Origin of the sequence: Chryseobacterium taklimakanense, from assembly GCF_900187185.1 — a bacterium.
Classification (GTDB): domain Bacteria; phylum Bacteroidota; class Bacteroidia; order Flavobacteriales; family Weeksellaceae; genus Planobacterium; species Planobacterium taklimakanense.
In genome coordinates this window covers 898973-923169 of the sequence record NZ_LT906465.1, presented here as the reverse complement: position 1 = coordinate 923169, position 24197 = coordinate 898973, and the positions used below count along the sequence as shown (strand labels likewise).

Genomic DNA, 24197 nt, shown 5'->3' with positions numbered 1-24197 from the left:
GTTATATTCAAATATGGTTACATTGTAAATGTTTACATTGTTAAATTGAATCTCCCATGCAAATAAAAGATATTGTAAAAAAAGTAAAGCAAATAGAAATCCGGACCCGCAAGAAATCGGAGGCTACGCTTATGGGGCAATATCATTCTGCATTCAAAGGCCAGGGAATGACGTTTTCCGAGGTTCGCCCGTATCAGTTTGGCGACGAAATTCGCCGGATCGACTGGAACAAGACCGCACGCTTCAAGGAACCATACGTAAAAGTAATGGAAGAGGAGCGCGAGCTCACCGTGATGCTGATGGTGGACATTTCCTCATCAATGGATTACGGGACGAAAACAGCACTGAAACGGGAATTCGTGGCAGAAATCTGCGCAAGCTTAGGTTTTTCAGCGGCTGGAAATAATGATAAAGTCGGACTGATTTTATTTGCCGATAAAGTTTATAAAGTTATTCCGCCACAAAAAGGCAGAAAGCATATTTTAGCCATCATTTCACAGATTCTCACCGCGGATTATGTGCCTGCCAAAACCGATATAGACGGCGCTTTGCAGTATATGATGAATGTCTTTAAAAAGAAATCTTTTGTTTTTATGTTTTCAGATTTTGAGGACGATTTCAGTAAAAAGATACTGGGTGTGGCTGCAAAAAAGCATTCACTTTTGGCGATGCGTGTTTTTGATGAAAAAGACCGTGAAATTCCGGATATCGGTTACACCCTGTTCCGCGATGCAGAAACCGGAAAACAGGTTTGGGCAAACACTTCAAACAAAAGATGGCGCTACAATTTTGCTGAAAAACAAAAACAGCGCATCCATCAAATAAAAGAAGATTTTGAAAACAGCGCAGCAGGCTTTATGAACATCAATACCGGCGAGGATTATTCTAAATTTTTGTATCAATATTTTCAGAAAAGATAATTTTTAAACTTGAAAAAACTTTTATACATACTTACTTTTTTCATCAGTATTTCGGCTTTTTCGCAAACGCTTTATTCGGTGCTTGAGAAAAAAACGATTGCCCTCGGCGAACCCAATGTCTATAAAATCCGTGTCGACGGGTTGGCAGGAAAAACCGTTCAGCTGCCACCTAAAAACGAACTTCTGCCTTTTCATTTTGAAGAAATCAGCGACAGTATTTCGGTGCAGGCCGATACTTATGAAAGAGTGGTGGAATTTACCGTTTTCGAAGAAGGAAAATTTACGATTCCGGCTTTTGAGGTGAAAATCGGCGATGAGGTTTCCAAAACCATTGCATACGAACTTGAAGTCATTAATACCGCCCAGAAAGGCGACAAGATCAATGATATCATGAAAAATAAGAGCGTGAAAATGGATGTAAAAAGTTACTGGGAGCTTTACAAATGGTACATTCTCGGTTTGCTTGCGCTCATTGCTCTGATCATAGCCATTGTAATGATTGTAAGATATGGTAAAAAACGTAAATCCTCGCCGGTCGTGGCTACAAACCATACTCTGAAACAGCTGGACCAACTGAAACGGAAAAAATACATCGAAGCCGGCAACTACCGCTCATTTTATGTGGAACTGATTGATATTACCAGGAATTTCCTCACGAAACAGTACAGAATTCCTGCAGATGTGTTGCTTACGGATGATTTGATTGATGCGATGAAGCGTAACCAGACGATTTCCCAATCCAACGAAAAAATAGTGGAAGACATCTTTCTGCGAGGTGATTTGGTGAAATTTGCCAAAACTTTTCCGGATAAGGAGACGATGGATAAGGATTTTAATGATATGCGGGATTTTGTAAAACGCTCATCGAAAGATCTGGAATTTGAAAACTTGAGGAAAGATGTTTGATTTTAATTTCGAATTTCACAGTCCGTGGTTTCTGCTGCTTTTTCTTTCTTTTATTCCTCTGCTTTTAAGAGACTTAGGGAAAAAGAGAAGGAAGGGCATCAGGGTTCCTACAACGGCAAATATGTCTGAAAACAGGAGTTTCCTCTTCGTTTTGTTTTTGCTGAAAATATCAAAATACATCATTCTTTCGGCACTCATCATCGCAATGGCGAGGCCAAGAACTTTTACCATTTCTGATCAGCACGACGAAACGAAAGGTATTGATATTATGCTTACGATTGATACTTCCCTCAGTATGCTTTCAAAAGATTTGGAGCCCGACCGGCTTCGCGCTTTGCAGGGTATTGCCGTTGATTTTGTGAGGCAAAGGCCTAATGACAGAATCGGTTTGGTAACCTATTCCGGGGAAGCGGTGACAAAAGTGCCGGTAACGACCGACCACCAGATTGTGATTGATGAAATACAGAATATAGATCCGCTGGAACTAAATCCGGGAACTGCCATTGGAGAGGGGCTTTCAGTAGCGGTAAGCCATTTGAGGCACAGCAAAGCGAAAAGCAAAATCATAATCCTGATGACCGACGGTGTAAATACCATCGAAAACGCAATGGCACCCCAAGTGGCTGCAGATCTGGCTTTAAGCAATAATATTAAAGTTTATACGATAGGAATCGGGACCAACGGCTATGCGCTGATGCCGACGAATGTGGATATTTTCGGGGAACTCGTTTTTACGGAAACTGAAGTGAAGATAGATGAGCCTGCACTTTTGGATATTGCCCGCAAAACCGGCGGAAAATACTTCCGGGCCACATCAAATTCAAGCTTAGCGGAAGTTTATAATGAAATCAACCAAATGGAAAAATCCGATGTGAAATCGTCGAAATTATACAATTATAAGGAATATTTCAGGCTGTTTTTGTGGATCGCATTTTTTACTTTGCTGGCAGACGCGCTTTTGAGATGGTTCTTTTATAAATCTGTGCTGTGATGGACTGGAGTTTAGGAAATTATTGGTACCTGCTTTTGCTTTTGGTCATTCCTTTTATTGGAGTGATCCTTATTGCATTTGTAAAATGGAGAAATGCCAGGAAATCACTTTTTGCGGAACAGCGCTTTCAGGATGAATTGTTCGAGAAAACGAATAAATTTTCAAAGATTTTTCCGGTATTATATCTTTTGGCGTTTACTTTTTTAATCTTTTCAATTGTGGATTTATTGGGTGGGAATGAACAGGTGAAATCGCAGCAGAAAATGAATAACGTGATTTTCCTTCTTGATGTATCCAATTCTATGAATGCGGAAGATATACAGCCCAACCGAATGACCATGGCTAAAAATGTCATGGTGAATTCTTTGAAAGGTTTTACCAATGATAGGGTAGGCATTGTGGTTTTTGCCGGTGAAGCCCGTTCCATTATGCCTTTGACCACGGATTTTACGGCTGCAGAAACTTATATCAGCGGCATCGAAACCTCCATTGTCCAGATTCAGGGAACCGATTTTCTGAAAGCGATGCAGGAGGTTGTTAAGAAATTCAAAAATGTTCCGAAAGGTGCAAGGCAAATCGTTCTCATCAGCGATGGCGAGGATAATGAAGGTAATGATAAAGCTGCCCTAAACCTTGCAAAAAAAGAGGGCATCCGGATCACGAGTGTAGGAATCGGCACCGAAGAAGGCGCGCCTGTTCCGGAATACGTTTACGGCCAACTGATGGGTTATAAAGTGTATATGACCACCGGGCAAACCGTTGTGAGCAGGCGCCAGACCAATGCGCTGTCTTACCTGGCAAGCGGAACCGGCGGAAATTATATCGACGGCAACAGCCTGGAAGATGCCTCAAAAAAAATAGTGAGCAGCCTCAACGAAAAAGGAGGCGTCACCAACGTCATGATTGATTCTCAGAACGCTGTACATTATTATCAGTATTTTTTGGCAGTCTCTTTGTTATTATTCCTTATGATTTATTTGCTTAATCCGAAACGCGATTTTAATATTTGATTTAAAGGTCTGTGTTTTAGGGTGGTTTTAACCAAAATTTAACTGTTTAAGATTACTTTATTAACACTAAAAGGAATATTTTTGCACTGACAATGATAAAAAGAATTTATATAGCGTATATTTTTACCTTCTTTGGCTTTTTCTACACTTTTGCACAGGAGAGCTACAAAACATTGATCTTCGAAGGAAACCAGCAGTTTGAGAAAGGGAATTACGAAAGTTCTTCCTCAAAATTTCTTGGTGCCGTAAAACAGAACCCGAAAGATTTTGCAGCTCACTATAACCTTGGCAACTCGCTTTACAAACAGAAAAAATATGATGAAGCCAGGGCCGAGTACGAAAAAGCATCCGCCTTTGCCCAGACTAAAGCTGATAAAACTGCAGCGCTGTACAACCAGGGCAATGCTTATATGCAGAGCGAGAATCCGCAAAAAGCAGCCGAACTTTACAAACAGGCTCTTAAATACGATCCCTACAACGAGACCGTTCGCAAGAACTACGAAATCGCCATGCTGAAAGATAAAGAAAATCAACAAAAGCAGGAAGGTAAAGACGGCAAAAGCGGCGGCGGTGGCGGAAAAGATAAATCTAAAGACAGCAAAAAAGACCCGAAAGGCGATCCACAAAATGGTGGCCAGGGAAACAAGCAGCAGGGCCAGGGCAATGGCCAGGATCCGAACGAAACTAAAAACCAAAACAACGGCAGCAATATCCCGAAAGATGCACAGGATGCAATCCTAAACCGGATTGAAGGCAGAGAGCGGGAAACAGCCCGGAAAATTTTAAACAAAAACTCCTACGCAGTACCACAAAGCAACGAGAAAGACTGGTAATGAGAGAGAAACTGCAATACTTACTTTTACTTATTTCTTCTGTAATCACTTACGGACAGGTAAATGTTGTTGCGGATACCGATAAAAAGGAACTTACCGGTAAGGAAAATTTTGTTTTTACGATCATTCAGGAAACGGTTGGTAATGAGAACGTCCAGGAGACGCCTTTGCGGATGCCAGACCTCTCGAAATTCAATAAAATTGCGGAAGGCTCCGTGCGGAATACTTACGTTGATGAACGTACCAAAACGGTCATCAATCAGCTCGTTTATGAATATGTTTTAGAACCGAAGCAGCCCGGGAAATTTCTGATTGGTTCTGCCTTAGTTACCGTCAGCGGTAGAATCTACAAGTCTGAACCTTTTTATGTGACGGTGAAAGAAGGTGATTTCGGCAGGAAATCTGTTGCAGAAAACACTTCCGATAACGTTTATCTGAATATGGAACTTCAGAATAAGGAAGTCTACCAAAACCAGCCCGCAATCGCAGTTTTGCGTGCTTACAGCAAGGATTTTAATAATTTGAGGAGGGTAGGGAAAGTCAGTTTTCCTGATAACCGCAATGTGGAAATAAAGCCGGTAAGTTTCGCGAAATCTGATATAGAGCAGAGATCTGTATTTTCATCCCAAGTCATTGCGGTGGTGATGATTTTTCCTAATGAATCGGGGAGCGTTAACGTTCCGCCTGCATCTGTGGCCTATATCGACAACGGCAAGCGGATGGAAAATTTAAAATCCAATCCGGTAAAGCTCCACGTCAAAAAGTTACCGGCAGGATCACCGGAAAATTTTAAAAATGCAGTGGGCAAATATAAAGTGTCTATTGCAAAATCTTCTCCGGCGGAAACGGAAATCAATAAACCTGTGGATGTGGTTGTAAAAATTAAAGGTCATGGAAATCTCGATGCCACGCACTTGCCAAAGATTTTAAATTCAAAAGATTACTCGGTTTACAAACCGGAAATACTTTCGCACGTAAAATGCGGAAGAAAAGGTATTGAAGGCGAAGTAACCGCAAAATATGTGATCATCCCGAAGAAGGCGGGAAATATTTCTGTCAATACCGAATCATTTTCATTCTTCAATCCCGAGCAGAGAAGATACATCAATCTGGGAATTCAGACCTTGAATCTGAATGTGATGACGCCGCAGCAGATCGCCGGTGCCAAAACCACAATCGAACGTGTAAATGACCTCACGAACGAAGTGCTTGAAACCGTAAATACGCCGATTATTGAAACTGAACAATATAAAATCCACAATAAGAGTAAACTGAACTGGAAAACCCTGTTTGCCAACTATTCACTCATCGCTTTATTTTTGGGATTAATAGTTTTCTTCATTTCCGGCCTTAAAAAAATGAATAGTTTAAAGCCGAAAACTGAAAAAATCTCTTTGGGAAGTATTTCTGAAACTGAAGCTGCTCTACGCAGTGAAATAGCTGTGGATGTTGATGCTGCAGTCAGTTTCTTTGAAAAGCTGATTGAGGAAGAACGGTACGTCGAGTTTTTTAACGCATTCTTTTCATTTGATAATGATGTTAAGAGTCAGGTGTTTAGGAAGTATAAGACTTCCTTAAAGGAATATTTTGAAAATCATAAAGGCCAGCAGGTAGCGGAAGATTACCGAAATCTGATCCACACGTTCGAGATCGAAAAATACGCCCCATTGCACACCAAAGAACATTTACTTCAACTTCTGGCACAGATTGAAAGTCTTTACTCTCACATTGTGTAATTCTCAAAAAAAAAATCTATTTTTACGAAATTATTAAAGTTTCAGGATGGAGGTATTTCAGCACTTTTCGGTCAAAGAGATTTTAACCTGTTCAATGGTTTTGTTTGCGGTAATCGACATTATTGGATCTATTCCCATTATTGTAAGCTTAAAGCAGAAATTCGGGCATATTGAAGCTGAAAAGGCTTCTATTGTAGCCGGACTTCTTATGATTGCCTTCCTTTTTGTAGGAAACAAGATTTTGAATTTCATCGGGGTTGATGTCAATTCTTTCGCGATTGCAGGAGCATTTGTAATCTTTATTATTGCATTGGAAATGATTTTGGGAATTCAAATCCAAAAACACTCTGAGGCAAAAGCCGCATCCATTGTACCTATTGCATTTCCGCTGATAGCCGGTGCCGGAACGCTGACCACAACACTGTCTTTAAAAGCCGAATATCACGATATTAACATCATATTCGGAATTATTTTGAATACGGTTTTTGTATATCTCGTACTGAAATCCGCAAACTGGCTTGAGAAAAAAATTGGTGGGGGAACACTGAAAGTCATCGAAAAAGTTTTTGGAATTATACTTTTGGCGATCTCCATTAAATTATTTACCGCTAACTTTGCGCAACTGTTTCAAACTTACGTGAACTTTTAATTCAGAATAATGCAAAACGTATATAAAATTTTCCTTGTCCTTTTTATAGTTTTTATTGGTTTCAACCTTTATGCTTTCGATTGGGAGCGCGGGATCCTGCACGAAGACAACACCAAATACCTTTTTTCAATGGTAGCTGCAATCGTGGGAATCCTTGTTGTTTATGTGCTTAATACCTGGTCTAAGCTTCCGGCTAAGAAATAGCAATATTTTTCAGGATTGCTTCTGATTTCAGTTCGGTTTCGTACCATTCTTTTTCGGGATTGCTTTGAGCGGTGATGCCGCCGCCAACATAGATTATGGCCGCATTTTTAGTGAATTCTGCGCAGCGCAGGTTTACAAAATACTGGATGTGTGATTCCGTTTCCACCCTGATATATCCGGCATAAAATTGTCTTGGCAGAACTTCGAATTTTTCGATCGCGTTTTTGCAAAAATCTTTCGGTATGCCGCAAACTGCGGGTGTTGGATGAAGGTCAGAAATCAGTTTTTCTAAGTCTTTTTTGTCAGTTTTTGCTTTGAAATCAGTGCGGAGATGCTTGATGTTCCCGGAAATATGGTCTGTGGTTTCGGACTGTTCCACATGTTCAGAATAATTTTTCAGAATAGTAGAAATATAAGCCGTCACCGGTTTCTGCTCTTCGATTTCTTTGGCCGTCCAGTTTTCATTGACAGGCAAAGTTCCGGCAAGGCTCATCGTCTCAAATTCGGAAGTTTCTTTGTTAAATTTGCCTAAAACCTCAGAAAAAGCGCCAATCCAGCACTTCCCGTCTTTATTGAAAAAGTAGGCGAAGGCATTGGGATATGCTCTGCAAACATTCAGAAAGGTTTGCGTGAGATTGATTTTTCCGGCATCATTTAGTCTTCCGTACGGTACCAGTTTCTGCCTTGCGATCACCAGTTTTTTCAAATCATTTTCTTTAATGAAATCAATGACGGACGATATTTTACCAACATATTTTTCCTGATCTTCATTTGGAAATTCAAGTGTAATATTGCTTAAATCGTCAGAAAAAACTTCCGGCAAGTCATTAATTTCCTTTACATTTCCTTCAAAATCAAGTTGATTTTCCCCCGTAAAGCTTACAAAACTTACATTAGTACAGTCCGGTTTATTATCTACGGAGAGAAAATTCTCGCCGAAAGGAAATTTAAAAAATATCATTGCGGAAGTTTACTGTGCGGAATGATGTTATTGGTCATCGTGGTGTGGTTGATGAGATTGCCCTTCTCGTCCCGGATTTCAATCTGTGAAACGTGCATCGTATGGCCTTTACGGATGAAGGTCGCTTTTCCGGTTACGGTACCTTCTCTTTTTGCTCTCAAATGATTGGAATTGATGTTGGTGCCCACCGGCGCAAATTTCTCGGTATCTACATGCAAAACGGAAAGGCAGGAGCCCAAAGTTTCCGCCAAAGCCACGCTCGCGCCGCCGTGGAGAATTCCGTAAGGCTGGTGAACTTTCGGTGTAACGGGCATTGTTGCTGAAAGAGATTCATCATCAACGTCGGTGAAGGTGATTTCTAAGGTGTTTCCCAAAGTTTCAGTTCCCCAGTTATTGAGTTTGTGTAATATTTCTTTTTTTCTGCTGTCTTCCATCTGAATTGTTTGAAGGGTTTGATTTGGTACGAAATTCATTTAAACAAAATTCTTTTATTGAATATCCGGATTCCAGTTTGCCGGAACTTTCGGTACTATTTTGTTGTCAACGTAGTAGTCGCTGATGCGCTTCAGGAGTTCCTCGTACGTCATTTTAGTCAATTCCTCATACGAAATTTTATATCCCAAATAAATGATTTTTTTATTGAAATCGCCGGCTGCCAACACTATTGGAACTTTTGCGGCCATCGCCATGTGGTAGAACCCTTTTCGCCATTTCTCAACGCGGCTTCTGGTACCTTCGGGAGTGATTACAAGGCTGAAATCTTCTTTCTCGAAATGCTCTGCCACGAAGTTAACTAGGTCATTTTTTCGTGAACGGTCGATCCCAATCCCGCCCAGACCTTCAACCACGCTTCCGTACCAGGCCTTGGTGTGCTGGTCTTTAATAATAATTTTCAAAGGTTTGCCCAGTTTCCAGTAGGCGAGATTCCCCAAAATATACTCTATATTGTGAGTGTGGGGAGCCACAACCAGAATGCAGCGGTCCAGATTGTTTACATCTCCGTGAAGAACGACCTTCCAGCCGAGAAGTTTCAGCAAGGCGCTGCCTATAAGTTTTTTCATTATTTCCTGTAAAATTTTAAAATAAAAAAGGCATAACCATACCGGTTATACCTTACAAATATATTGAAATATTGACTGCCTTAAAATAAACTGCTGATGAAATCCATTATTTTCATTACGATTTCTATGACAAACTGTACCATCTTTAAAATGTTTTTAGTTAATGTTTTTACTCTACGAAGATATAACAATTTAATTAATTAAAATATTACATCTATTGTTAAATTTTATTTAAAATAAAAGCGAAAAGGAACGGACGGACAAAAAAACTGTAACTACGCCATTAAAACATCCGCCCGCATCCAAATCACTTTATTTTCCTGTCTTGATGGTGATTTCATCTTTACCTTCGTTGATGCTGATATTCAGTTTTTTCAGTTTTTTCATGTCTTTTAAACCGATTTTCATAGAGTCCATCATTTTTTCAGCAACCGCTTTTGGGTATTTCTTGTTGTTGATGATTACGCTGTCCCTGTCATTATCATCAGTCACAATCGTATTTCCGTTGATGGTGATTTTGTTCTTTTCAACTTTGATGGTGTTGTTTCCGTTGTTGCTGTCGTCATCATCATCGTCATTTATTCCGTCCGCGTCTAAGTCGCCTTCGATATTAATGTCATCTTTTCTCAGAGAGATCACTTTTGTAGATTGTGGAACTACCAGTTCATAATTCACACGATAATCTCTGAAACGGTGCCTGTAAGGGTACTGGAAGAAATTGGGAAGCATGACTTTGTTATCTGTAACTTCTACCGGAACATTCATTTCCAGAGGTACATTATAGCCTTCGGCTTCTCTTTTTACGATGAGGTAAGGAGATTTCACATCTGGCCTTCTTGAAACTTCAAGGTAAGGATGATCGCCTTTGTACACATTTTTCTTGTCAGAAAACAAATCATTGTCGTACGCGGTGTACTTCTGTGGAATTTCAATTTTTTTCAGATCAATAAAAATTGAATCATTGGTGGTATTTACAGCAATATTCTCAGTATCTTCCTTATGCCCTTTGTAAATCATGTCTTTTTTCGCCATACTGATCCCAAAGTAAAGTCCCAGGCCTAAAAGCGCAAGGAACAAAGCGCCAAGCACATAACCTAAATTCCTGATTTCGGTTTTTGGAGAAAGAAGTTTAATAGCTAAAAGTCCAAAAAGTACGGCAGGAATGAGAGCTCCTATGGTAGCAAGTGCTTTCAGGACCCACCCCATTTCACCATCGAAAAGGAAATCCATTTCATTTAATCCTTCAAAATTTGTGGTGCCCATAATTCCGAAGATGGCGAAGACGCCCAGGATACACAGAACTGAGAAAAATGCAAATATCGCACCCAGAACATATCTGATCACATTCCAAAGCCCGCTTCCGGCCTGGTTGATGTACGGTTTGTTTTCATTGTAAATTTCACCGACTCTTTGTGTAGATTCGTTGGCAAACTGTACAATTTTATTCGATTCTTCTTTCAAAGTGCCGAAATTTACCGGCTTTCCTTTCATTTTCAAGAAATCTGAAGCCGTTTCAGCTTTTGGTAACACTGCCCAAAGAATAACATAGATCAGCACGATCAGCGAAGTTGAAATTGCCGCGGTGAAAATTCCCAAAATTGCAATTCCCAGCCAAATGGCGCGCATCAGCGTGACATCCATTCCGGTATAATGTGCTAAACCAGCGCAAACTCCCGCGATTTTTTGGATTGAGGGATCACGGAACAGCTGTCTTTGCCCGTTATAAGCCGTGCCGGTTGTTTTGCTGTTTTTAGCTGTTTTCTCAGAAAAATAAGCTTCTTCCTGCTCCTCGATCTGTTCTGGTTTTCCGATTTGGGCGATCACGCGCTCCACATCGTCAGTGTTAATCACTTCTCGTTTTCCGAGGGATTCTTTAAAAATTTCTACCATACGGATTTCGATATCGTGCATCACTTCGTCGGCTTCTGCCGCATCCAGCGAATTTCGGAGGGCGGCAAGGTAGTCGCTCAGTTTTATGTAGGCGTGTTCCTCGATGACGAAGGAGAAACCCGCGAGTCCTATTGAAAGTGTTTTGTTCATAGTTTTGTTTTTTATGGTTTTTTGGTGATTTGGTTTACGCTGTCGGTCAGTTCGTTCCAGGTGTTTTGAAGTTCGTTGAGGAACATTTTACCTTTTTCAGTAATCTGATAGTATTTCCGGGGCGGCCCGCCGGTAGATTCTTCCCAGCGGTAGGAGAGAAATTCGGCATTTTTCAGTCTTGTCAAAAGTGGGTAAAGCGTGCCTTCCACCACGTCCAGTTTTCCTTTTTTCAGCTCGTCCATCAAATCCGAAACGTACATTTCCCGTTCGCTGATGAGGCTCAAAATGCAGAATTCCAGAATGCCTTTGCGCATCTGCGCTTTTGTGTTTTCTGTGTTCATTAATATGGAGTTATTAGTTGGTTTAACAAATTTTCAATTCTTCTTTCTCCGGTCTTCCGCCCTCTAGCGTTCTGTTTCGCACAGAAAAATATTGCTGCTCTTCGGTAAGATGAACCAAAGGACAAAATAAACGCTCACGACAAAGAAAGTGGAAATGCCTGCGGAAAATATTCCAAAGAAAGCTAATAAAAACCAGACGGTCCTGACCCACGAAACTTTGATGTTGAAATATTTCCCTATTCCTGCGCAAACTCCTGCGATTCTTTTGTTAGTGATGTCGCGCGACAATTTTGGCTTTATGTTAGCGTAATACTTATTGTTTTGGTTTTGGTAAGTTTCCATTTGATGATATTTTTGTGATTTCTATTGCAAAGATATGTATAAAGTTTGGTAATATGCAATACAAAGTAGTAAAAATATTTTTAATTTATATATAAAGCATTGATAATCAGTAATAAAAATTTTATCGGTTAAAACTGATTTTTATCTTAATTTTTAAATCCAATAAATAAATCCGAAATTTGCCAGATGATTTTAGAAAAAGAAATTAAGTTTATCCTTGCTCTCGACGCGCTTAAAAACGTCAACCGCAGAAATTTCAATCATGACGATTCCCGCCGGGAAAACACTGCAGAACACAGCTGGCAAATCGTTGTTTTGGCGCAGATCCTTTTACCTTACGCAAAAAATTATGAGCAAATTGATTTGTTAAGAGTGATTAAGATGCTCTCCATCCACGACGTCGTGGAAATAGAAGCCGGAGACACCTTCATTTTTGATGAAACCAAAATGGTTGGAAAGTACGACCGCGAACTCCAGGCTGCAAAAAATATTTTCGGAATCCTCGATGAACCTTTGGGCTCTGAATTCCTGAACCTTTGGATCGAATTTGAGGCTGAAGAAACCCCCGACGCCATTTTTGCCTGTGCTGTGGACCGTATTATGCCATTCATCTTAAACGGCAACAGCAAAGCTACGAGCTGGACCGAAGCCTCTGTTACTTCGCAGCAGGTAGAAAATATCGTGGGAAAAGCCGTGAAACGGGCCTCCGAAGCAATGGGCGAAGCGTTTGATATATTGCTGGAAAAGGCGATTGAGGAGGGGAAACTGATTAAGGCTTGATTCTGTAGGGACGGGCTTTAGCCCGTTACCGACAGGCACCGATTTGGGTCACTTTAGCCGAAGTTTATCTCACATACTTGTAAAATTTCAGTTCGTCGGTGTTTGAAATTTGCCTTAGCGAGGTATCAGAAAGCAGGTAAATCCTGTCGCTGATTTCCATGACATCCTGATAAAGATGGTCGGAAATGATGAATCCCTTTTCCAATTTTTTTTCTTTAAGCAGTTTTTTGATTTCCTCAACAACTTTAGGCGATAGGCTGTGAAAAGGTTCATCGAGCATCACAAATTCATTTTCAGAAAAAATCAGGAGCAGAATTTCAATGATTCTTTGTTCAGCGCCCGAAAGCTCACGCGGTCTGGATTTGAGAAACGGTTTTACGAAAGGATGATTTTCAAGAACAAAACTGTTTTCGGTATTGCAAAAAAGAGAAATCAGATTTTTAATTTCAATGTTCCTGGGAAGAAAAGAATTTTGCGGGAGATAACCCAACCGTCTTTTTCGGTCAAACTGGTTCTGCATTACCTTATCAATGCGGACAAAACTGTTTTCCGCCTTCATCAAACCGAACGCGATTTTGAAAATTGTGGATTTTCCGGTGCCGTTTCTGCCGAGCATTCCTACAACTTGTCCCTTTTTGCACGACAGATAAATATCCTGCAAAATTGTTTTGGAACCAAACGATTTTCTGATGCTGTCAATTTGAAGTTCACTCATAAAAATCCGCTTAAAGTCTTAATGAAAAACGCAAAACCCACTGTGAAAATCCACAAAAATTTTCGTGAAAACCCAAAGTTTGCATAAAACACATACTCATCCGGAAAGCGCACCTCGTATATGAAATACTGCATCAAAGGCAAAATAAAAAGAAATGAAAATCCAAAAGCTGAAGGATTGAAAACACCCAAAGCAAACGCCAGCATTACAGAGAACAGAAATGTTGGAATGATGAGTTTGCGGTAAAAAATCCACAGTATTTTAAATTCCTTCATTAAACAAATTTAATTTTTTGATTGGATTAAAAAAGTTTTTCATTATATTAAAGTAATACACAAAATTATATAAAGATGAAATTTCTTGAAGAGAAATGAAGTTAGGATTCTACCTATCATTCATTACTTCATCTCCAATTATTTATATAAGATCGTAAAATTTTTGGACTTCCTTATTAAAAAAGGTTGGGTTATTCACAAAGAATGATACATTATAATTTCTCCCATATGTGAATATTAGTATAGTTAAGAGAAAACTTGCGATTGTTGGATTAATAATTTCGAGTGTTAATTCAATAAATTGTTAATTAAATCCGCTCCAACTCATCCTCATCAATCGTCGTTTTAAACGTGCCGTAATTCACCACCACTTTATTTTTTGAAATTTTTTCAATCGTGCCCACACTTGTCGAGCCGGTGATTCTCACACGCTGTCCCGGTTTCAGCCAAACGGCGCGTTCGCTTTTTCGTTTTTCCTCCAGTTTGGTGTTGGTTTCTTCGATTTTTTCCTTTACTTCAACTTTTTTCAGTTGCTGCGTGATTTTGCGTTTTATGACCTGCAGTTTCTTGCTTTCGACTTTATCCGAGCCCAGTTTCCGAAACTTTTCCTGCTCCAGAATTTTTACAAAATCTTTCACCACATCTTTCCGCGACTTCCCGTTGATGTAGGAATTGATGAACGCCTCGATCTTGTTCCCAAACTGCAGTTTGCGGTGTTCTTCCTCATAAAGTTTTTGGAAATTAAAGAGTTTTTGCTCCAACTGTTCATTCAGTTTCTGCAGGTTCTCGCGTTTGTCTTCCACCGATTCTTTCTGCGTGGTAAGGTTCGATTTCAGTTTCTCAACCTCAAATTTTTCCTGCTGAAGTTTTACGATGGTCTTGTCGAGGTTTACCACATCTTTTTCCACTTTGGCGCGGGCATTTCTGATGATGAATCTGGGGATTTTATTTTTCTCTGCCACTTCAAAAGTAAAGGAACTTCCGGCTTGTCCCACCTCCAGTTTGTAAAGCGGTTCCAGGGAATTTTCGTCGAAAAGCATCGCGGCATTTTCAGCATTCGGAAGCTGCTCAACCACGAGTTTAATATTGGTGTAATGCGTTGTGATGATGGCAAAACTTTTTTTATCGTAGAAAAATTCCAGGAAACTTTCCGCCAAAGCGCCGCCCAGTTCCGGATCGGAGCCGGTTCCGAACTCATCGATGAGCAAAAGTGTGTTGGCATCGGCTTCGCGAATAATTCCCGACATTTTTTTGAGCCTTGAGGAATAGGTGGAAAGGTGGTTTTCAATCGACTGATTATCACCGATATCTGTCATAATTTTGTCAAAGAAAAACATCTCCGATTTGGGATGAACAGGAACCAGAATTCCGCTTTGGATCATCAGTTGCAGCAAACCCACGGTCTTTAATGTAATCGATTTTCCACCTGCATTCGGTCCGGAAATACAGATGATGCGGTTGTGTTCGGTTAAAGTCAGCGTCTGTGGGTAAATTTTCTTGTTTTCCGCCGTATTTCTAAGCCACAACAGCGGATGAAAAGCCTCTTTAAGCCTTAAAGTTTTATGCCGGTTGATTTTTGGTAAAACGCCGTTGATTTTCTCGGCAAATTTGGCTTTGGCGCGGGTTAAATCGAGGTTGAAAATGTAATTTTGATATTCTTCTAGCCATGGCTGAAATTCCGCTATTTGAGTAGTAAGTTTCCTAAGAATTTTGTCGATTTCCTTTTTTTCTTCATCCTCGTTTTCACGGAGTTTGAAATAGTGTTTCACGACATTTTCCGGCTGAATATAAGTGATGGAACCTGTTTTGGAAATTCCTAAAACTCTGCCCGGAACACGTTTCTTAAATCCTGACTTTACCGCCAAAACCCTTTGGTCATCGATAATCGTTTCACGGATGTCTTCCAAAATATCAGCGTAAGTCGTGAGCGATTTATTGAAATTTTCCTGAATCGCTTTTTTGGCGTGCTGAATTTCCGTTCTCAACGTTTTCAGTATGGGAGAGGCTTCATTTTTCACTTCGCCAAAACGGTTGAAAACTTTGTCAATTTTATCAATAATTTCCCTGTGGAATTCAATGTCTTTTACCTCTTCCAAAAGGTTGGGAAACGTTTCGGAAAAAGTAGGAAAGAACTTCTGTAACCTGCCGATTTGCTCTGTAATATTTTTGATTTTGATGAAGGCCTTATTGTCCAATCGGAAATTTTCAATCAGCATCAATTTCAGTTCGGCTTCAATATCCTCGTATTCATCGAAGGGAATGGCGTTTGAACTTTCAAAACTCGTCAGAAATTCAGAAGTTTTTTTCAGCGATAGTTCCGCCTCGTCAATTTCCATCGGACGAAGTTCAGCAATTCTCTCAGCCGTTTTATGCGAGTAGGCGAACGGCGCAATCTCCGAAAGCAGTTCCGGAAATTCCAGTTCGTTTAAATCTTCTTTGTTGATATGCACTTTGCAAATTTAATATTTTATAATGGGATGATGTGATAATGAGGTGATGAGGTTATGGGGTAATGAGATAATTAAAAAAACGCTTAGCCACGTGGCGGCAGATGTTTGTAGCCACGTCATTTCCAATTTTAATGGGGCTCCGTAATAAAATGAGTCATTTTGAAGTGATACGCTTTTATTAAAATTTTTTTAGAATTTTTTTATTGTTTTACAAATGACAAATTCAGCTTTTAAAAATTCTGTTTATTGAAAATTATCAAAAACCTCTTAATCAAAAATATTAATTTAATTTTGAAACCTAAACCTAAACCTAAACCTCGACCTGAAGCTTGAAACCCAAAACCAATTCCCTGTCCTGGACCGAAGTGCTCGCTCCGATAAAAAATTCAGAATATTTCGAAACGCTTTGGCAAAAAGTGAAGGAAGAATACGCTTCCACCAATTGTTTCCCGCCAAAAAATCAGATTTTCCGGGCGTTGGAACTTACGCCTTTTGATGAAGTGAAGGTCGTTATTATCGGTCAGGATCCGTACCACGGCGATTTTCAGGCGAACGGTTTGTGCTTTTCGGTTTCGGATCAGGTGAAAGCACCGCCTTCGCTTCAGAATATTTACAAAGAATTAAAGGAAGATCTAGGCATAGAAAAAACCACCAACGAACTGGACGACTGGGCAACCCAGGGCGTTTTACTGCTGAATGCTACGCTCACTGTTCGGGCACATTCTCCAAATTCTCACAAAGATTTGGGTTGGGAGCGGTTTACCAATTTCATCATTAAAGAAATTTCTGACAAAAAGGAAAATGTTGTGTTTGTTCTTTGGGGCGCCTTTGCGCAAAAAAAAGAGGAACTGATAGATCCCTCTAAACATTTGATTATTAAATCTGCACATCCGTCGCCTTTTTCGGTTCACCGCGGCTTTTTTGGGAGCAAGCCTTTTTCGAAGATTAATGATTACCTCGTTTCGAAGGGCAACACGCCGATAAACTGGTAATCGCTGCGTGAGGGATAGAAACGGAAAGCCCGCAGTAAGCGCCGGACTTGCGCAGCGCGAGGACTTGCAGTGTATAGCCCGACCTTAGCCCGGCCTTGGTGCTGCAAAGGGCACGCCCAAATAATTTTTAAAGTTTTTCAAACTTCAAATCGATAACGTATTTGCCTTTCAGTTTTGCGAAACCAACCTCCGTAGAATTGCTGGGGTAAAGGTTTTGCAGGGTGTATCTGTACCCGGAAACTACCACGCTGCTGACCAACTCGCCACGCAGATCACCCACCGAAAGTTTGTGAACGACAGGGGTTGACGTGTTATTCGCAAATTCCACTTCTACCGTGGCGTTTCCGGCCCACACGCACCGTGCATTCATCGGACAACGGCTGTCGGCAACGGTTCTTTTAAAAGTTACGTTCATTTGCGGTTCCTTTAAAAAAGCTTTTTGTTTTTCCACGAGGCGAAGAATGTTTTGATCAGGTTTTTCTGTTGGATAAGTTGAATTTACGGTCTGATCGCTGGTCTTCGGCATTGTAACCTCGGATAATTTTTTTTGTGAGTTGCATGATAAAAATGTCAATGATATGAGAGACGGAAGTATGAATTTGTTCAGCATTTATGGTGATTTTAGAATATATCGATGATTACCACCAAAAGCATTGCCAAAGCCACCATAAAATTGAAACCGGCACCATAAATAAATCCGATAAAAGCGCCTTTGGTGGAGTTCCAGGCCTTTTTTTTGTCGGTGGAATCGTGCAGGAGTTCGCCGATGAAAACGCCCAGAAACATGCCTATTAAAAACCCGAAGGGCACAGGAATGAAAAATATTCCGGCAAGGGTCCCGATAATAGAGCCGATGCTGCCCCAGCGCGTTCCGCCGTATTTGCGGTTGGTTTTCGCGGGGATCACATAATTTAAAACTGTGGAAACTGCTGTGAGAATTACAAAAATCCAGATGTAAACCATTGATAATGGTGCATCGGTCCCGAATTTATAGATTAAAAGTCCGCATAAACTAAGGAGAAGCCCCGGTAGCACGGGCAAAAAAGTCCCTAATAATCCTAAAACCAAAAGGATGATACTGACGAGTGAAATAAGGCTGGTATCCATCGTGAAGAATTATAAATATTGGTTAAAAATAGCGAATTGCAAGCAATTAACAAGCGATTTTCTTATTTTTGCGGGAATGGAAAAGGAAATTCAACAAACCAAAGATTTCTTGCAGCAGGTCAGCGATTTCATTCATTATTTCGTTCGGGACAATGTTTCGGATAACTGGCTAGTAATGGTTTTGGTGAAGCTTATTTTCCTGGGTGGACTGATTTACCTGCTTGATTTTATTTTTAAAACGGTCATCAATCTTATTTTCAAAGCATTTGCTGATGAGGAGAAATATCCTGCTATAAAAGCAATTTATACCTCGAAAATCACGAATACCATAGCCCATTTTTTGGTTTTAATTTTTGCTTCACTCGCAATCAAACCGCTTTTTGAGTACCGGCATCCCAAGACTTTCCCTTTTTTTGAAACGCTCATCCAACTGGGCTTTGTGCTGGTTTTGGGCGGTTTAGCGTTGCGTTTTTTGAAGGCGATTAAAAATTATTTTTTCTACAAAAAAGACTTCTACAGAATTGTTGCACTGAATGCGGTTTCCCAAACGCTGAAGACTATTGGTATTTTTATTTTCACTGTGATTGCTTTTTCCGTGGTTTTCAGAATAAGCGGAACCACTATCTTAGGAAGTTTAGGGGCGATTACGGCTGTTTTGGTGCTCGTATTCCGCGACACGATTTTAGGATTTATGACCGGAATTCATGTGGCAACATCCAAAAGCCTGAAAGTAGGCGACTGGATTGGGATCCCCAAATATAACCTTGAAGGAACCATCCTGGAAATTAACCTGATTACCACAAAAATTCAGAATTTTGACAAAACGGTGTCTACGATTCCCACTTACGATCTGCTTTCTACGGAAATAAAAAACCATCAGGTGATGGCGGAAGGCAACCGTCGCAGAATTAAAAAATCTATTGTTTTCAATATCAATTCATTTAAATTTATTGATGAAGAACTTTTTGAAAGGCTGAAAAAAGTGAACCTGATCTCTGAATATCTTGAAGAAAAGGCGTCTGAGATTTCTGTGGAAAGAACAGACCTGAAAAATCCGGATTTCATCATCAACGGAAGGCAGCTTACCAATATCGGCGTTTTCCGCAGATATGCTTTAAACTATCTGAAACAGGATAAAGACATTGACCAGAATGAAGTCGTTTTAGTGCGACAGCTTGAAATAACTTCGCAGGGGATGCCGTTGGAAATTTACTGCTTCTCGAACCGTTCGGCGATGGAAGATTATGAAGAAATTCAGGCTGATATCTTTGACCACTTACTGGCTTCAGCAAAGATTTTCGACCTGGAAATTATGCAGGTGAATAAAATTTAAATTTTGAGGCAGAATGAGCCTTTGATCAAAATAAATAAAAAAATATTGTCAGCCTGAGCTACTAGAAGGGTTGAAATAAAAGCTTATGACAAAACTAAGTGTAAATATCAATAAAATAGCCACTTTGCGTAATGCTAGAGGCGGCGACTTCCCAAGTGTAACCGAAGCAGCTGTGAAAATTCAGGCATTTGGCGCGCAGGGAATTACCATCCACCCGAGGCCGGATGAAAGGCACATTACCAGAAAAGATGTGTACGATCTGAAACCTTTGGTTTATACGGAATTTAATATCGAAGGGAATCCGCACCGTTCCTTCGTCGATATGGTTCTGGAAGTAAAGCCGGAACAGGTGACTCTGGTTCCCGATGCGGATGACGCCATCACTTCAAACGCTGGTTGGGACTGCAAAAAACATCAGGATTTTTTGAAGGAAGTCATTTCTGAATTTAAAAATGCCGGAATCCGCACGTCGATATTCCTTGATCCGAATCCTGAAATGGTGGAATACGCTGCAACAACCGGAACGGACAGAATTGAACTTTATACCGAAGCGTACGCCAAAGAATATTTAACCGATAAAGAAGCCGCGATAAAGCCTTATTACCAAACCGCCCTGAAAGCCACGGAATACGGTTTGGGAATCAACGCCGGACACGATTTAAGCCTTGAAAATCTGAAGTATTTTGCAGACAATATCCCCAATTTGCTTGAAGTTTCCATCGGTCACGCATTAATCGGTGAAGCACTTTACATGGGAATGGAAAACACGGTGCAGGCATATTTAAAAAGGTTAGCAGTATGGTAGATCAAATTTTACACTCAAAAATTTACGGAGAAGAAAAGCCAGGAACGCCGCTGTTTGTTTTTCACGGACTTTTTGGGATGCTCGACAACTGGGGAAGTTTCGGAAAGGAATTCGGCGATTATTTTTCGGTCCATTTGATCGATTTGCGGAATCACGGGAAGAGTTTTCACTCCGACGAAATGTCCCACGACGATTTGGCGCACGATATCACGCATTATATGCAGCATTACGGGATTGAAAAAGCCAATCTTCTAGGCCATTCCCTTGGCGGAAAAGCCGTGATGCAGTTCGCGGTAAAATATCCTTTGAAAGTGGAAAAACTTATTGTGGCCGACATTTCTCCGAAAGCGTACCCGCCACACCATCAGGGAATTATAAAGGCTTTGGAAACGGTTGATTTTAATGAAATGAAATCGCGACAGGAAGTGGAGGAGCATTTAACGTCCTATATTCCCGAAAAATCTGTGGTTCAGTTTTTGGCGAAAAATCTGTATTGGAATGACGAAAACGGAGAGAAAAAACTCGCGTGGCGCTTCAATCTGAAAACACTTTCGGAAAAATACAATGAGTTTGTGGCCAATGCCATTAAATTTGGGGTTTACAACGGTCCGACTTTGTTTATAGCTGGTGAAAAATCCAATTATATTCTTCCACAAGACGAATTTCTGATCAAACAGCAGTTTCCTGATTTTAAAATTGTTAAAATTCCAAATGCCGGCCACTGGGTCCAGGCCGAAAATCCAACCGATTTTAATAAGGCAGTTAAAGATTTTATTTTTGATACACACCAGGCTTAGTGGAAAAATTAAAAATAATCTGTAACAATTTCTTAACAAACTGTTAAATTCTCCGAAAACTCTTTTCAGCACGCACTTGGCTATTTTTGCCCAATTAAATTTTAAGTAATGAAAAGAGTTTTATGTTCGGTGCTGTTCTGTGCTTCAGCCTATATTTTTGCGCAGACAGGAACAGTATCGGGAAAGATTAATGATGAAAACAAAATTGCTTTGCCCGGAGCAAAAATCAAATTAACTCCAGGAAACATCTTCACCACTTCAGACGCTAACGGTAACTTTGTTTTCCTGAACGTTCCTGAAGGAAACTATACCATGACGGTGGATTATTTGGGTTACGGCACAGCGAGTTATCCGGTAACGGTAAATGAATCGGGTATCGTGCAGAACATCGTTCTGGATCCGAAATCGGCAACCATAGAAGCTGTAAATGTCGTGGGTTTCGGCCGTCAGAGCCAGGCAAGAGCGTTAAATACCCAGAAAAACAATCCTAATATTACCAACGTTATTTCTACGGAGCAAATCGGTAAATTCCCGGATTCCAATATCGGTGATGCCTTAAAGCGTGTACCTGGAATCACGATGCAGAACGACCAGGGCGAAGCGCGCGACATCATCATCCGCGGTCTTGCACCGGAGCTGAACTCTGTAACACTTAACGGAAACAGGATTCCTTCTGCGGAAGGCGATAACCGAAAAGTTCAGATGGACCTTATCCCTGCAGATATGATCCAACTGGTAGAGGTGAACAAAACTCTAACATCAGATATGGATGCCGATGCGATCGGTGGTTCGGTAAACTTGAATACCAAAACGCCAACCAACAAGGAAAGACTTTCACTGACGACCGCTTCAGGCTTCAATCCAATCCGTAACAAATTTACCTTCAACAACGGGTTTTTCTACGGAAACAGATTCTTTGGCGGTGCTGTCGGGCTTGCGTTGAACGGATCTTATAACCTACAGGATTACGGTTCTGATAATGTAGAAGCGGTTTGGAAAGAAGGTAAAGCTTCAGAAGCTTTCATCGGTGAAATGGACATCAGAAAATACGATGTGAAGCGTGAACGTAAGTCTGTAGGTGCAAACCTTGATTTCAAGATCAACAGTAAGAATGCCCTTGCTTTAGGCGCACTTTACAACTGGAGAGACGATTTGGAAAACCGTTACAGGCTGCGTTTCAACAGCGTAAAAGAAAATTTCGACAAAAAAACCGGTGAATTCTTGGGTTATACAGCTGATTTAAGAACGCAAACCAAAGGCGGAATCATGAATGACCTTAACGAAGGTTCAAGGCTTGAGCGCCAGATTATGCAGAATTATTTCATTAAAGGTGACCACATCATCGGCTCAAAAATCGATATGGAATGGGGCGCATCCTTCTCCAGAGCAGAAGAACAAAGGCCGAACGAAAGATATACAGATTATCAGGTGAAAGGCGTTGCGCTTGATAAAAATTTCGACAGCGAAGAGCAGCCTTTACTTAAACCGCTGACTCAGCCGGCTTTAAAAGATTATAAATTCAGAACACTTACAGAGCAGAACGGGATGACGTTTGAAGACGAAATTACGGGTAAACTGAATTTCAGATTTCCTTTCTCCATCATCAGCGAACAGAAAGGACGTTTGAGAATCGGCGGTAAGGCGAGGATCAAAACTAAAGAAAGAGATAATGATTTCTTCGATTACAAACCTGTAGCTTCCAATACTTTATATTCTACTTTGGATAAAGTGAACCGCGTATTCTGGGATGGGAAAAATTATAACCCAAGCGAAAAATACGTTCCGGGATGGTTTGCAAGCAAAGAACACTTGGGCGGTTTAAATCTGAAAAACTCAGCGATGTTTACAGAGAGTGACGAACCCTCAGAATATTTAGGTCTTAATTACAAAGCCAAAGAATATATTTATGCCGGATATCTGCGTTGGGATCAGAATTTTAGCGATGTATTCTCGATGATTGCCGGTTTAAGGCTTGAAAACACGCAAATCGACTACACAGGGAACGTCATTGAGGATGAAGAGGATTTGACAGGAACCCGCCAGATCAAAAACGATTATACCAACTATTTACCAAGCCTGGCGTTCAAATACACACCGGTTGAAAATCTGGTTCTCCGTGCAGCTTATTCCACAGCTTTGGCGAGGCCGAGCTATTACAAACTTTCTCCTTTCGTAAGCATTATACCCGGAGACAACGATATTTCTGCAGGTAACCCGAATCTGAAAGCATCTTATGCACACAATTTTGACGTGATGGCTGAAAAATATTTCAAGTCTGTAGGTTTGATCTCATTGGGTGGTTTCTACAAAAAGATCAATGATTTCATCTACGATTACCGGGACAATAAATTCAGTTACGATAAATTCTCCGCAGAATTTCCGGATATTACCAACGTTTTGGTGCAGGGCCAGGATTACACGTTCCTTCAGTCGAAAAACGGAGAAAGTGTAAACGTTTACGGTTTCGAGGTGGCTTTGCAGAAGCAGCTCGATTTCCTTCCTGGATTTGCGAGATTCTTCAACCTTTACGCCAACTATACCTACACCAAATCTGAAACAAAAGGAATTTACGCTGCGGACGGAACTTTAAGAGAAGGCCTTATGTTGCCTGGTACGGCACCACATATGTTCAACTCTTCTCTGGCCTGGGAAAACAAGAAATTCTCCGCAAGGATTTCAGTGAACCATGCTGCAGCTTATCTTGATGAACTTGGTGCAGATGCTTTCGAGGACCGCTACTATGATAAGCAGACTTTTGTGGATTTCAATGCGTCCTATGCAATCAAGGAATGGATGAGGTTCTTCGTGGAGGCCAACAACCTTACCAACCAGCCTTTAAGATATTATCAGGGTGTGAAGAGCAGAACCGCACAGATGGAATACTATATGCCGAGATATACTTTCGGTTTCAAGTTTGACTTTTAATTACTATTTTATATATTTCAACAG

General features: G+C 40.6%; 25 protein-coding genes. 15 read left to right on the top strand and 10 right to left on the bottom strand.

Annotated features, from left to right (window positions below; genetic code table 11):
* Positions 1-56: 56 nt before the first annotated feature.
* The 8 genes from CKV81_RS04375 (at position 57) to CKV81_RS04340 (ending at position 7249) form a co-directional block, all read left to right on the top strand.
* Positions 57-920: a DUF58 domain-containing protein gene (locus tag CKV81_RS04375; protein WP_095070773.1), complete on the top strand. Its 864-nt coding sequence runs from the start codon at positions 57-59 to the stop codon at positions 918-920.
* A gap of 9 nt (positions 921-929) precedes the next feature.
* Entirely contained in the window at positions 930-1826 is an 897-nt protein-coding gene (locus CKV81_RS04370; protein ID WP_095070770.1) for a BatD family protein, read from the top strand.
* Positions 1819-2817: a vWA domain-containing protein gene (locus tag CKV81_RS04365; RefSeq protein ID WP_095070767.1), complete on the top strand. Its 999-nt coding sequence runs from the start codon at positions 1819-1821 to the stop codon at positions 2815-2817. The genes CKV81_RS04370 and CKV81_RS04365 overlap by 8 nt, the downstream gene beginning before the upstream one ends.
* Positions 2817-3827 carry a vWA domain-containing protein gene (locus CKV81_RS04360; protein WP_095070765.1) on the top strand — a complete coding sequence of 337 codons (1011 nt, stop codon included), beginning with the start codon at positions 2817-2819 and terminating at the stop codon, positions 3825-3827. The genes CKV81_RS04365 and CKV81_RS04360 overlap by 1 nt, the downstream gene beginning before the upstream one ends.
* 92 nt (positions 3828-3919) lie before the next feature.
* Positions 3920-4660 (top strand): tetratricopeptide repeat protein, encoded by a 741-nt coding sequence (locus tag CKV81_RS04355; RefSeq protein ID WP_095070763.1) that lies wholly within the window; start codon positions 3920-3922, stop codon positions 4658-4660.
* Entirely contained in the window at positions 4660-6396 is a 1737-nt protein-coding gene (locus CKV81_RS04350) for a BatD family protein (protein ID WP_095070760.1), read from the top strand. The genes CKV81_RS04355 and CKV81_RS04350 overlap by 1 nt, the downstream gene beginning before the upstream one ends.
* A 46-nt stretch (positions 6397-6442) precedes the next feature.
* A complete protein-coding gene (locus CKV81_RS04345; protein WP_095070758.1) occupies positions 6443-7045 on the top strand; it encodes a MarC family protein in 603 nt (200 codons plus the stop codon).
* Positions 7046-7054: 9 nt separating this feature from the next.
* The gene (locus CKV81_RS04340) at positions 7055-7249 is read left to right on the top strand and encodes a hypothetical protein (protein WP_095070757.1); all 195 of its coding nucleotides are present in this window, start codon (positions 7055-7057) and stop codon (positions 7247-7249) included.
* On the opposite strand, the gene CKV81_RS04335 is transcribed toward CKV81_RS04340, so the two are convergent.
* The 6 genes from CKV81_RS04335 to CKV81_RS13690 all read right to left on the bottom strand — a co-directional run bounded on the left by CKV81_RS04335 (position 7239) and on the right by CKV81_RS13690 (position 11994).
* A complete protein-coding gene (locus CKV81_RS04335; protein ID WP_095070755.1) occupies positions 7239-8210 on the bottom strand; it encodes a chorismate-binding protein in 972 nt (323 codons plus the stop codon). The genes CKV81_RS04340 and CKV81_RS04335 overlap by 11 nt on opposite strands.
* Complete coding sequence (locus CKV81_RS04330) at positions 8207-8644, bottom strand: PaaI family thioesterase (RefSeq protein ID WP_095074235.1); 438 nt, start codon at positions 8642-8644, stop codon at positions 8207-8209. Before CKV81_RS04330 ends, CKV81_RS04335 begins: the two co-directional genes overlap by 4 nt.
* Before the next feature lie 54 nt (positions 8645-8698).
* Positions 8699-9271: a 1-acyl-sn-glycerol-3-phosphate acyltransferase gene (locus CKV81_RS04325; protein WP_095070753.1), complete on the bottom strand. Its 573-nt coding sequence runs from the start codon at positions 9269-9271 to the stop codon at positions 8699-8701.
* Between the two features lie 312 nt (positions 9272-9583).
* Complete coding sequence (locus CKV81_RS04320; protein WP_095070751.1) at positions 9584-11311, bottom strand: PspC domain-containing protein; 1728 nt, start codon at positions 11309-11311, stop codon at positions 9584-9586.
* Positions 11312-11322: 11 nt separating this feature from the next.
* Complete coding sequence (locus tag CKV81_RS04315) at positions 11323-11652, bottom strand: PadR family transcriptional regulator (RefSeq protein ID WP_095070749.1); 330 nt, start codon at positions 11650-11652, stop codon at positions 11323-11325.
* 63 nt (positions 11653-11715) lie between these two features.
* Entirely contained in the window at positions 11716-11994 is a 279-nt protein-coding gene (locus CKV81_RS13690; protein WP_198409828.1) for a PspC domain-containing protein, read from the bottom strand.
* A gap of 186 nt (positions 11995-12180) precedes the next feature.
* Between CKV81_RS13690 and CKV81_RS04305 the strand changes: the two genes are divergently transcribed.
* Positions 12181-12774 carry an HD domain-containing protein gene (locus CKV81_RS04305; protein ID WP_095070747.1) on the top strand — a complete coding sequence of 198 codons (594 nt, stop codon included), beginning with the start codon at positions 12181-12183 and terminating at the stop codon, positions 12772-12774.
* 64 nt (positions 12775-12838) lie between these two features.
* On the opposite strand, the gene CKV81_RS04300 is transcribed toward CKV81_RS04305, so the two are convergent.
* Entirely contained in the window at positions 12839-13489 is a 651-nt protein-coding gene (locus CKV81_RS04300) for an ATP-binding cassette domain-containing protein (RefSeq protein ID WP_095070745.1), read from the bottom strand.
* Positions 13490-13609: 120 nt separating this feature from the next.
* On the opposite strand from CKV81_RS04300, the gene CKV81_RS13565 reads away from it, so the two are divergent.
* On the top strand, positions 13610-13735 hold the full coding sequence (locus CKV81_RS13565; protein ID WP_258454533.1) for a hypothetical protein: 126 nt from the start codon (positions 13610-13612) through the stop codon (positions 13733-13735).
* A 337-nt stretch (positions 13736-14072) separates the two neighbouring features.
* Here CKV81_RS13565 and CKV81_RS04290 read toward each other — a convergent pair whose 3' ends face one another.
* A complete protein-coding gene (locus CKV81_RS04290) occupies positions 14073-16214 on the bottom strand; it encodes an endonuclease MutS2 (RefSeq protein WP_095070741.1) in 2142 nt (713 codons plus the stop codon).
* Positions 16215-16564: 350 nt separating this feature from the next.
* Between CKV81_RS04290 and CKV81_RS04285 the strand changes: the two genes are divergently transcribed.
* Positions 16565-17206 (top strand): uracil-DNA glycosylase, encoded by a 642-nt coding sequence (locus CKV81_RS04285; RefSeq protein ID WP_095074231.1) that lies wholly within the window; start codon positions 16565-16567, stop codon positions 17204-17206.
* A 127-nt stretch (positions 17207-17333) separates the two neighbouring features.
* Here the strand turns inward: CKV81_RS04285 and CKV81_RS04280 are convergent, their stop codons facing one another.
* On the bottom strand, positions 17334-17816 hold the full coding sequence (locus tag CKV81_RS04280) for a hypothetical protein (RefSeq protein ID WP_157727362.1): 483 nt from the start codon (positions 17814-17816) through the stop codon (positions 17334-17336).
* Positions 17817-17827: 11 nt separating this feature from the next.
* Positions 17828-18313 carry a DUF456 domain-containing protein gene (locus CKV81_RS04275; protein WP_095070736.1) on the bottom strand — a complete coding sequence of 162 codons (486 nt, stop codon included), beginning with the start codon at positions 18311-18313 and terminating at the stop codon, positions 17828-17830.
* 76 nt (positions 18314-18389) lie between these two features.
* Here CKV81_RS04275 and CKV81_RS04270 point away from each other — a divergent pair, with 76 nt between their 5' ends.
* From CKV81_RS04270 to CKV81_RS04255, 4 genes are all read left to right on the top strand, one after another.
* Positions 18390-19646, top strand: coding sequence for a mechanosensitive ion channel family protein (locus tag CKV81_RS04270; RefSeq protein ID WP_095070733.1), 1257 nt, complete (start codon positions 18390-18392; stop codon positions 19644-19646).
* Positions 19647-19731: 85 nt separating this feature from the next.
* Positions 19732-20451 carry a pyridoxine 5'-phosphate synthase gene (locus tag CKV81_RS04265; RefSeq protein ID WP_095070730.1) on the top strand — a complete coding sequence of 240 codons (720 nt, stop codon included), beginning with the start codon at positions 19732-19734 and terminating at the stop codon, positions 20449-20451.
* The gene (locus CKV81_RS04260) at positions 20445-21248 is read left to right on the top strand and encodes an alpha/beta fold hydrolase (protein WP_095070728.1); all 804 of its coding nucleotides are present in this window, start codon (positions 20445-20447) and stop codon (positions 21246-21248) included. The genes CKV81_RS04265 and CKV81_RS04260 overlap by 7 nt, the downstream gene beginning before the upstream one ends.
* Positions 21249-21356: 108 nt before the next feature.
* Complete coding sequence (locus tag CKV81_RS04255) at positions 21357-24173, top strand: TonB-dependent receptor (protein ID WP_095070725.1); 2817 nt, start codon at positions 21357-21359, stop codon at positions 24171-24173.
* Positions 24174-24197 lie beyond the last annotated feature (24 nt).

What these genes read in the sequence shown, in the direction of transcription:
- CKV81_RS04375 (WP_095070773.1), top strand. Translation starts at nt 57, where the DNA reads ATGCAAATAAAAGATATTGTAAAAAAAGTAAAGCAAATAGAAATCCGG.
- CKV81_RS04365 (WP_095070767.1), top strand. Translation starts at nt 1,819, where the DNA reads ATGTTTGATTTTAATTTCGAATTTCACAGTCCGTGGTTTCTGCTGCTT.
- CKV81_RS04360 (WP_095070765.1), top strand. Translation starts at nt 2,817, where the DNA reads ATGGACTGGAGTTTAGGAAATTATTGGTACCTGCTTTTGCTTTTGGTC.
- CKV81_RS04355 (WP_095070763.1), top strand. Translation starts at nt 3,920, where the DNA reads ATGATAAAAAGAATTTATATAGCGTATATTTTTACCTTCTTTGGCTTT.
- CKV81_RS04350 (WP_095070760.1), top strand. Translation starts at nt 4,660, where the DNA reads ATGAGAGAGAAACTGCAATACTTACTTTTACTTATTTCTTCTGTAATC.
- CKV81_RS04345 (WP_095070758.1), top strand. Translation starts at nt 6,443, where the DNA reads ATGGAGGTATTTCAGCACTTTTCGGTCAAAGAGATTTTAACCTGTTCA.
- CKV81_RS04340 (WP_095070757.1), top strand. Translation starts at nt 7,055, where the DNA reads ATGCAAAACGTATATAAAATTTTCCTTGTCCTTTTTATAGTTTTTATT.
- CKV81_RS04335 (WP_095070755.1), bottom strand. Translation starts at nt 8,210, where the DNA reads ATGATATTTTTTAAATTTCCTTTCGGCGAGAATTTTCTCTCCGTAGAT.
- CKV81_RS04330 (WP_095074235.1), bottom strand. Translation starts at nt 8,644, where the DNA reads ATGGAAGACAGCAGAAAAAAAGAAATATTACACAAACTCAATAACTGG.
- CKV81_RS04325 (WP_095070753.1), bottom strand. Translation starts at nt 9,271, where the DNA reads ATGAAAAAACTTATAGGCAGCGCCTTGCTGAAACTTCTCGGCTGGAAG.
- CKV81_RS04320 (WP_095070751.1), bottom strand. Translation starts at nt 11,311, where the DNA reads ATGAACAAAACACTTTCAATAGGACTCGCGGGTTTCTCCTTCGTCATC.
- CKV81_RS04315 (WP_095070749.1), bottom strand. Translation starts at nt 11,652, where the DNA reads ATGAACACAGAAAACACAAAAGCGCAGATGCGCAAAGGCATTCTGGAA.
- CKV81_RS13690 (WP_198409828.1), bottom strand. Translation starts at nt 11,994, where the DNA reads ATGGAAACTTACCAAAACCAAAACAATAAGTATTACGCTAACATAAAG.
- CKV81_RS04305 (WP_095070747.1), top strand. Translation starts at nt 12,181, where the DNA reads ATGATTTTAGAAAAAGAAATTAAGTTTATCCTTGCTCTCGACGCGCTT.
- CKV81_RS04300 (WP_095070745.1), bottom strand. Translation starts at nt 13,489, where the DNA reads ATGAGTGAACTTCAAATTGACAGCATCAGAAAATCGTTTGGTTCCAAA.
- CKV81_RS13565 (WP_258454533.1), top strand. Translation starts at nt 13,610, where the DNA reads ATGAAATACTGCATCAAAGGCAAAATAAAAAGAAATGAAAATCCAAAA.
- CKV81_RS04280 (WP_157727362.1), bottom strand. Translation starts at nt 17,816, where the DNA reads ATGCTGAACAAATTCATACTTCCGTCTCTCATATCATTGACATTTTTA.
- CKV81_RS04275 (WP_095070736.1), bottom strand. Translation starts at nt 18,313, where the DNA reads ATGGATACCAGCCTTATTTCACTCGTCAGTATCATCCTTTTGGTTTTA.
- CKV81_RS04270 (WP_095070733.1), top strand. Translation starts at nt 18,390, where the DNA reads ATGGAAAAGGAAATTCAACAAACCAAAGATTTCTTGCAGCAGGTCAGC.
- CKV81_RS04265 (WP_095070730.1), top strand. Translation starts at nt 19,732, where the DNA reads ATGACAAAACTAAGTGTAAATATCAATAAAATAGCCACTTTGCGTAAT.
- CKV81_RS04260 (WP_095070728.1), top strand. Translation starts at nt 20,445, where the DNA reads ATGGTAGATCAAATTTTACACTCAAAAATTTACGGAGAAGAAAAGCCA.
- CKV81_RS04255 (WP_095070725.1), top strand. Translation starts at nt 21,357, where the DNA reads ATGAAAAGAGTTTTATGTTCGGTGCTGTTCTGTGCTTCAGCCTATATT.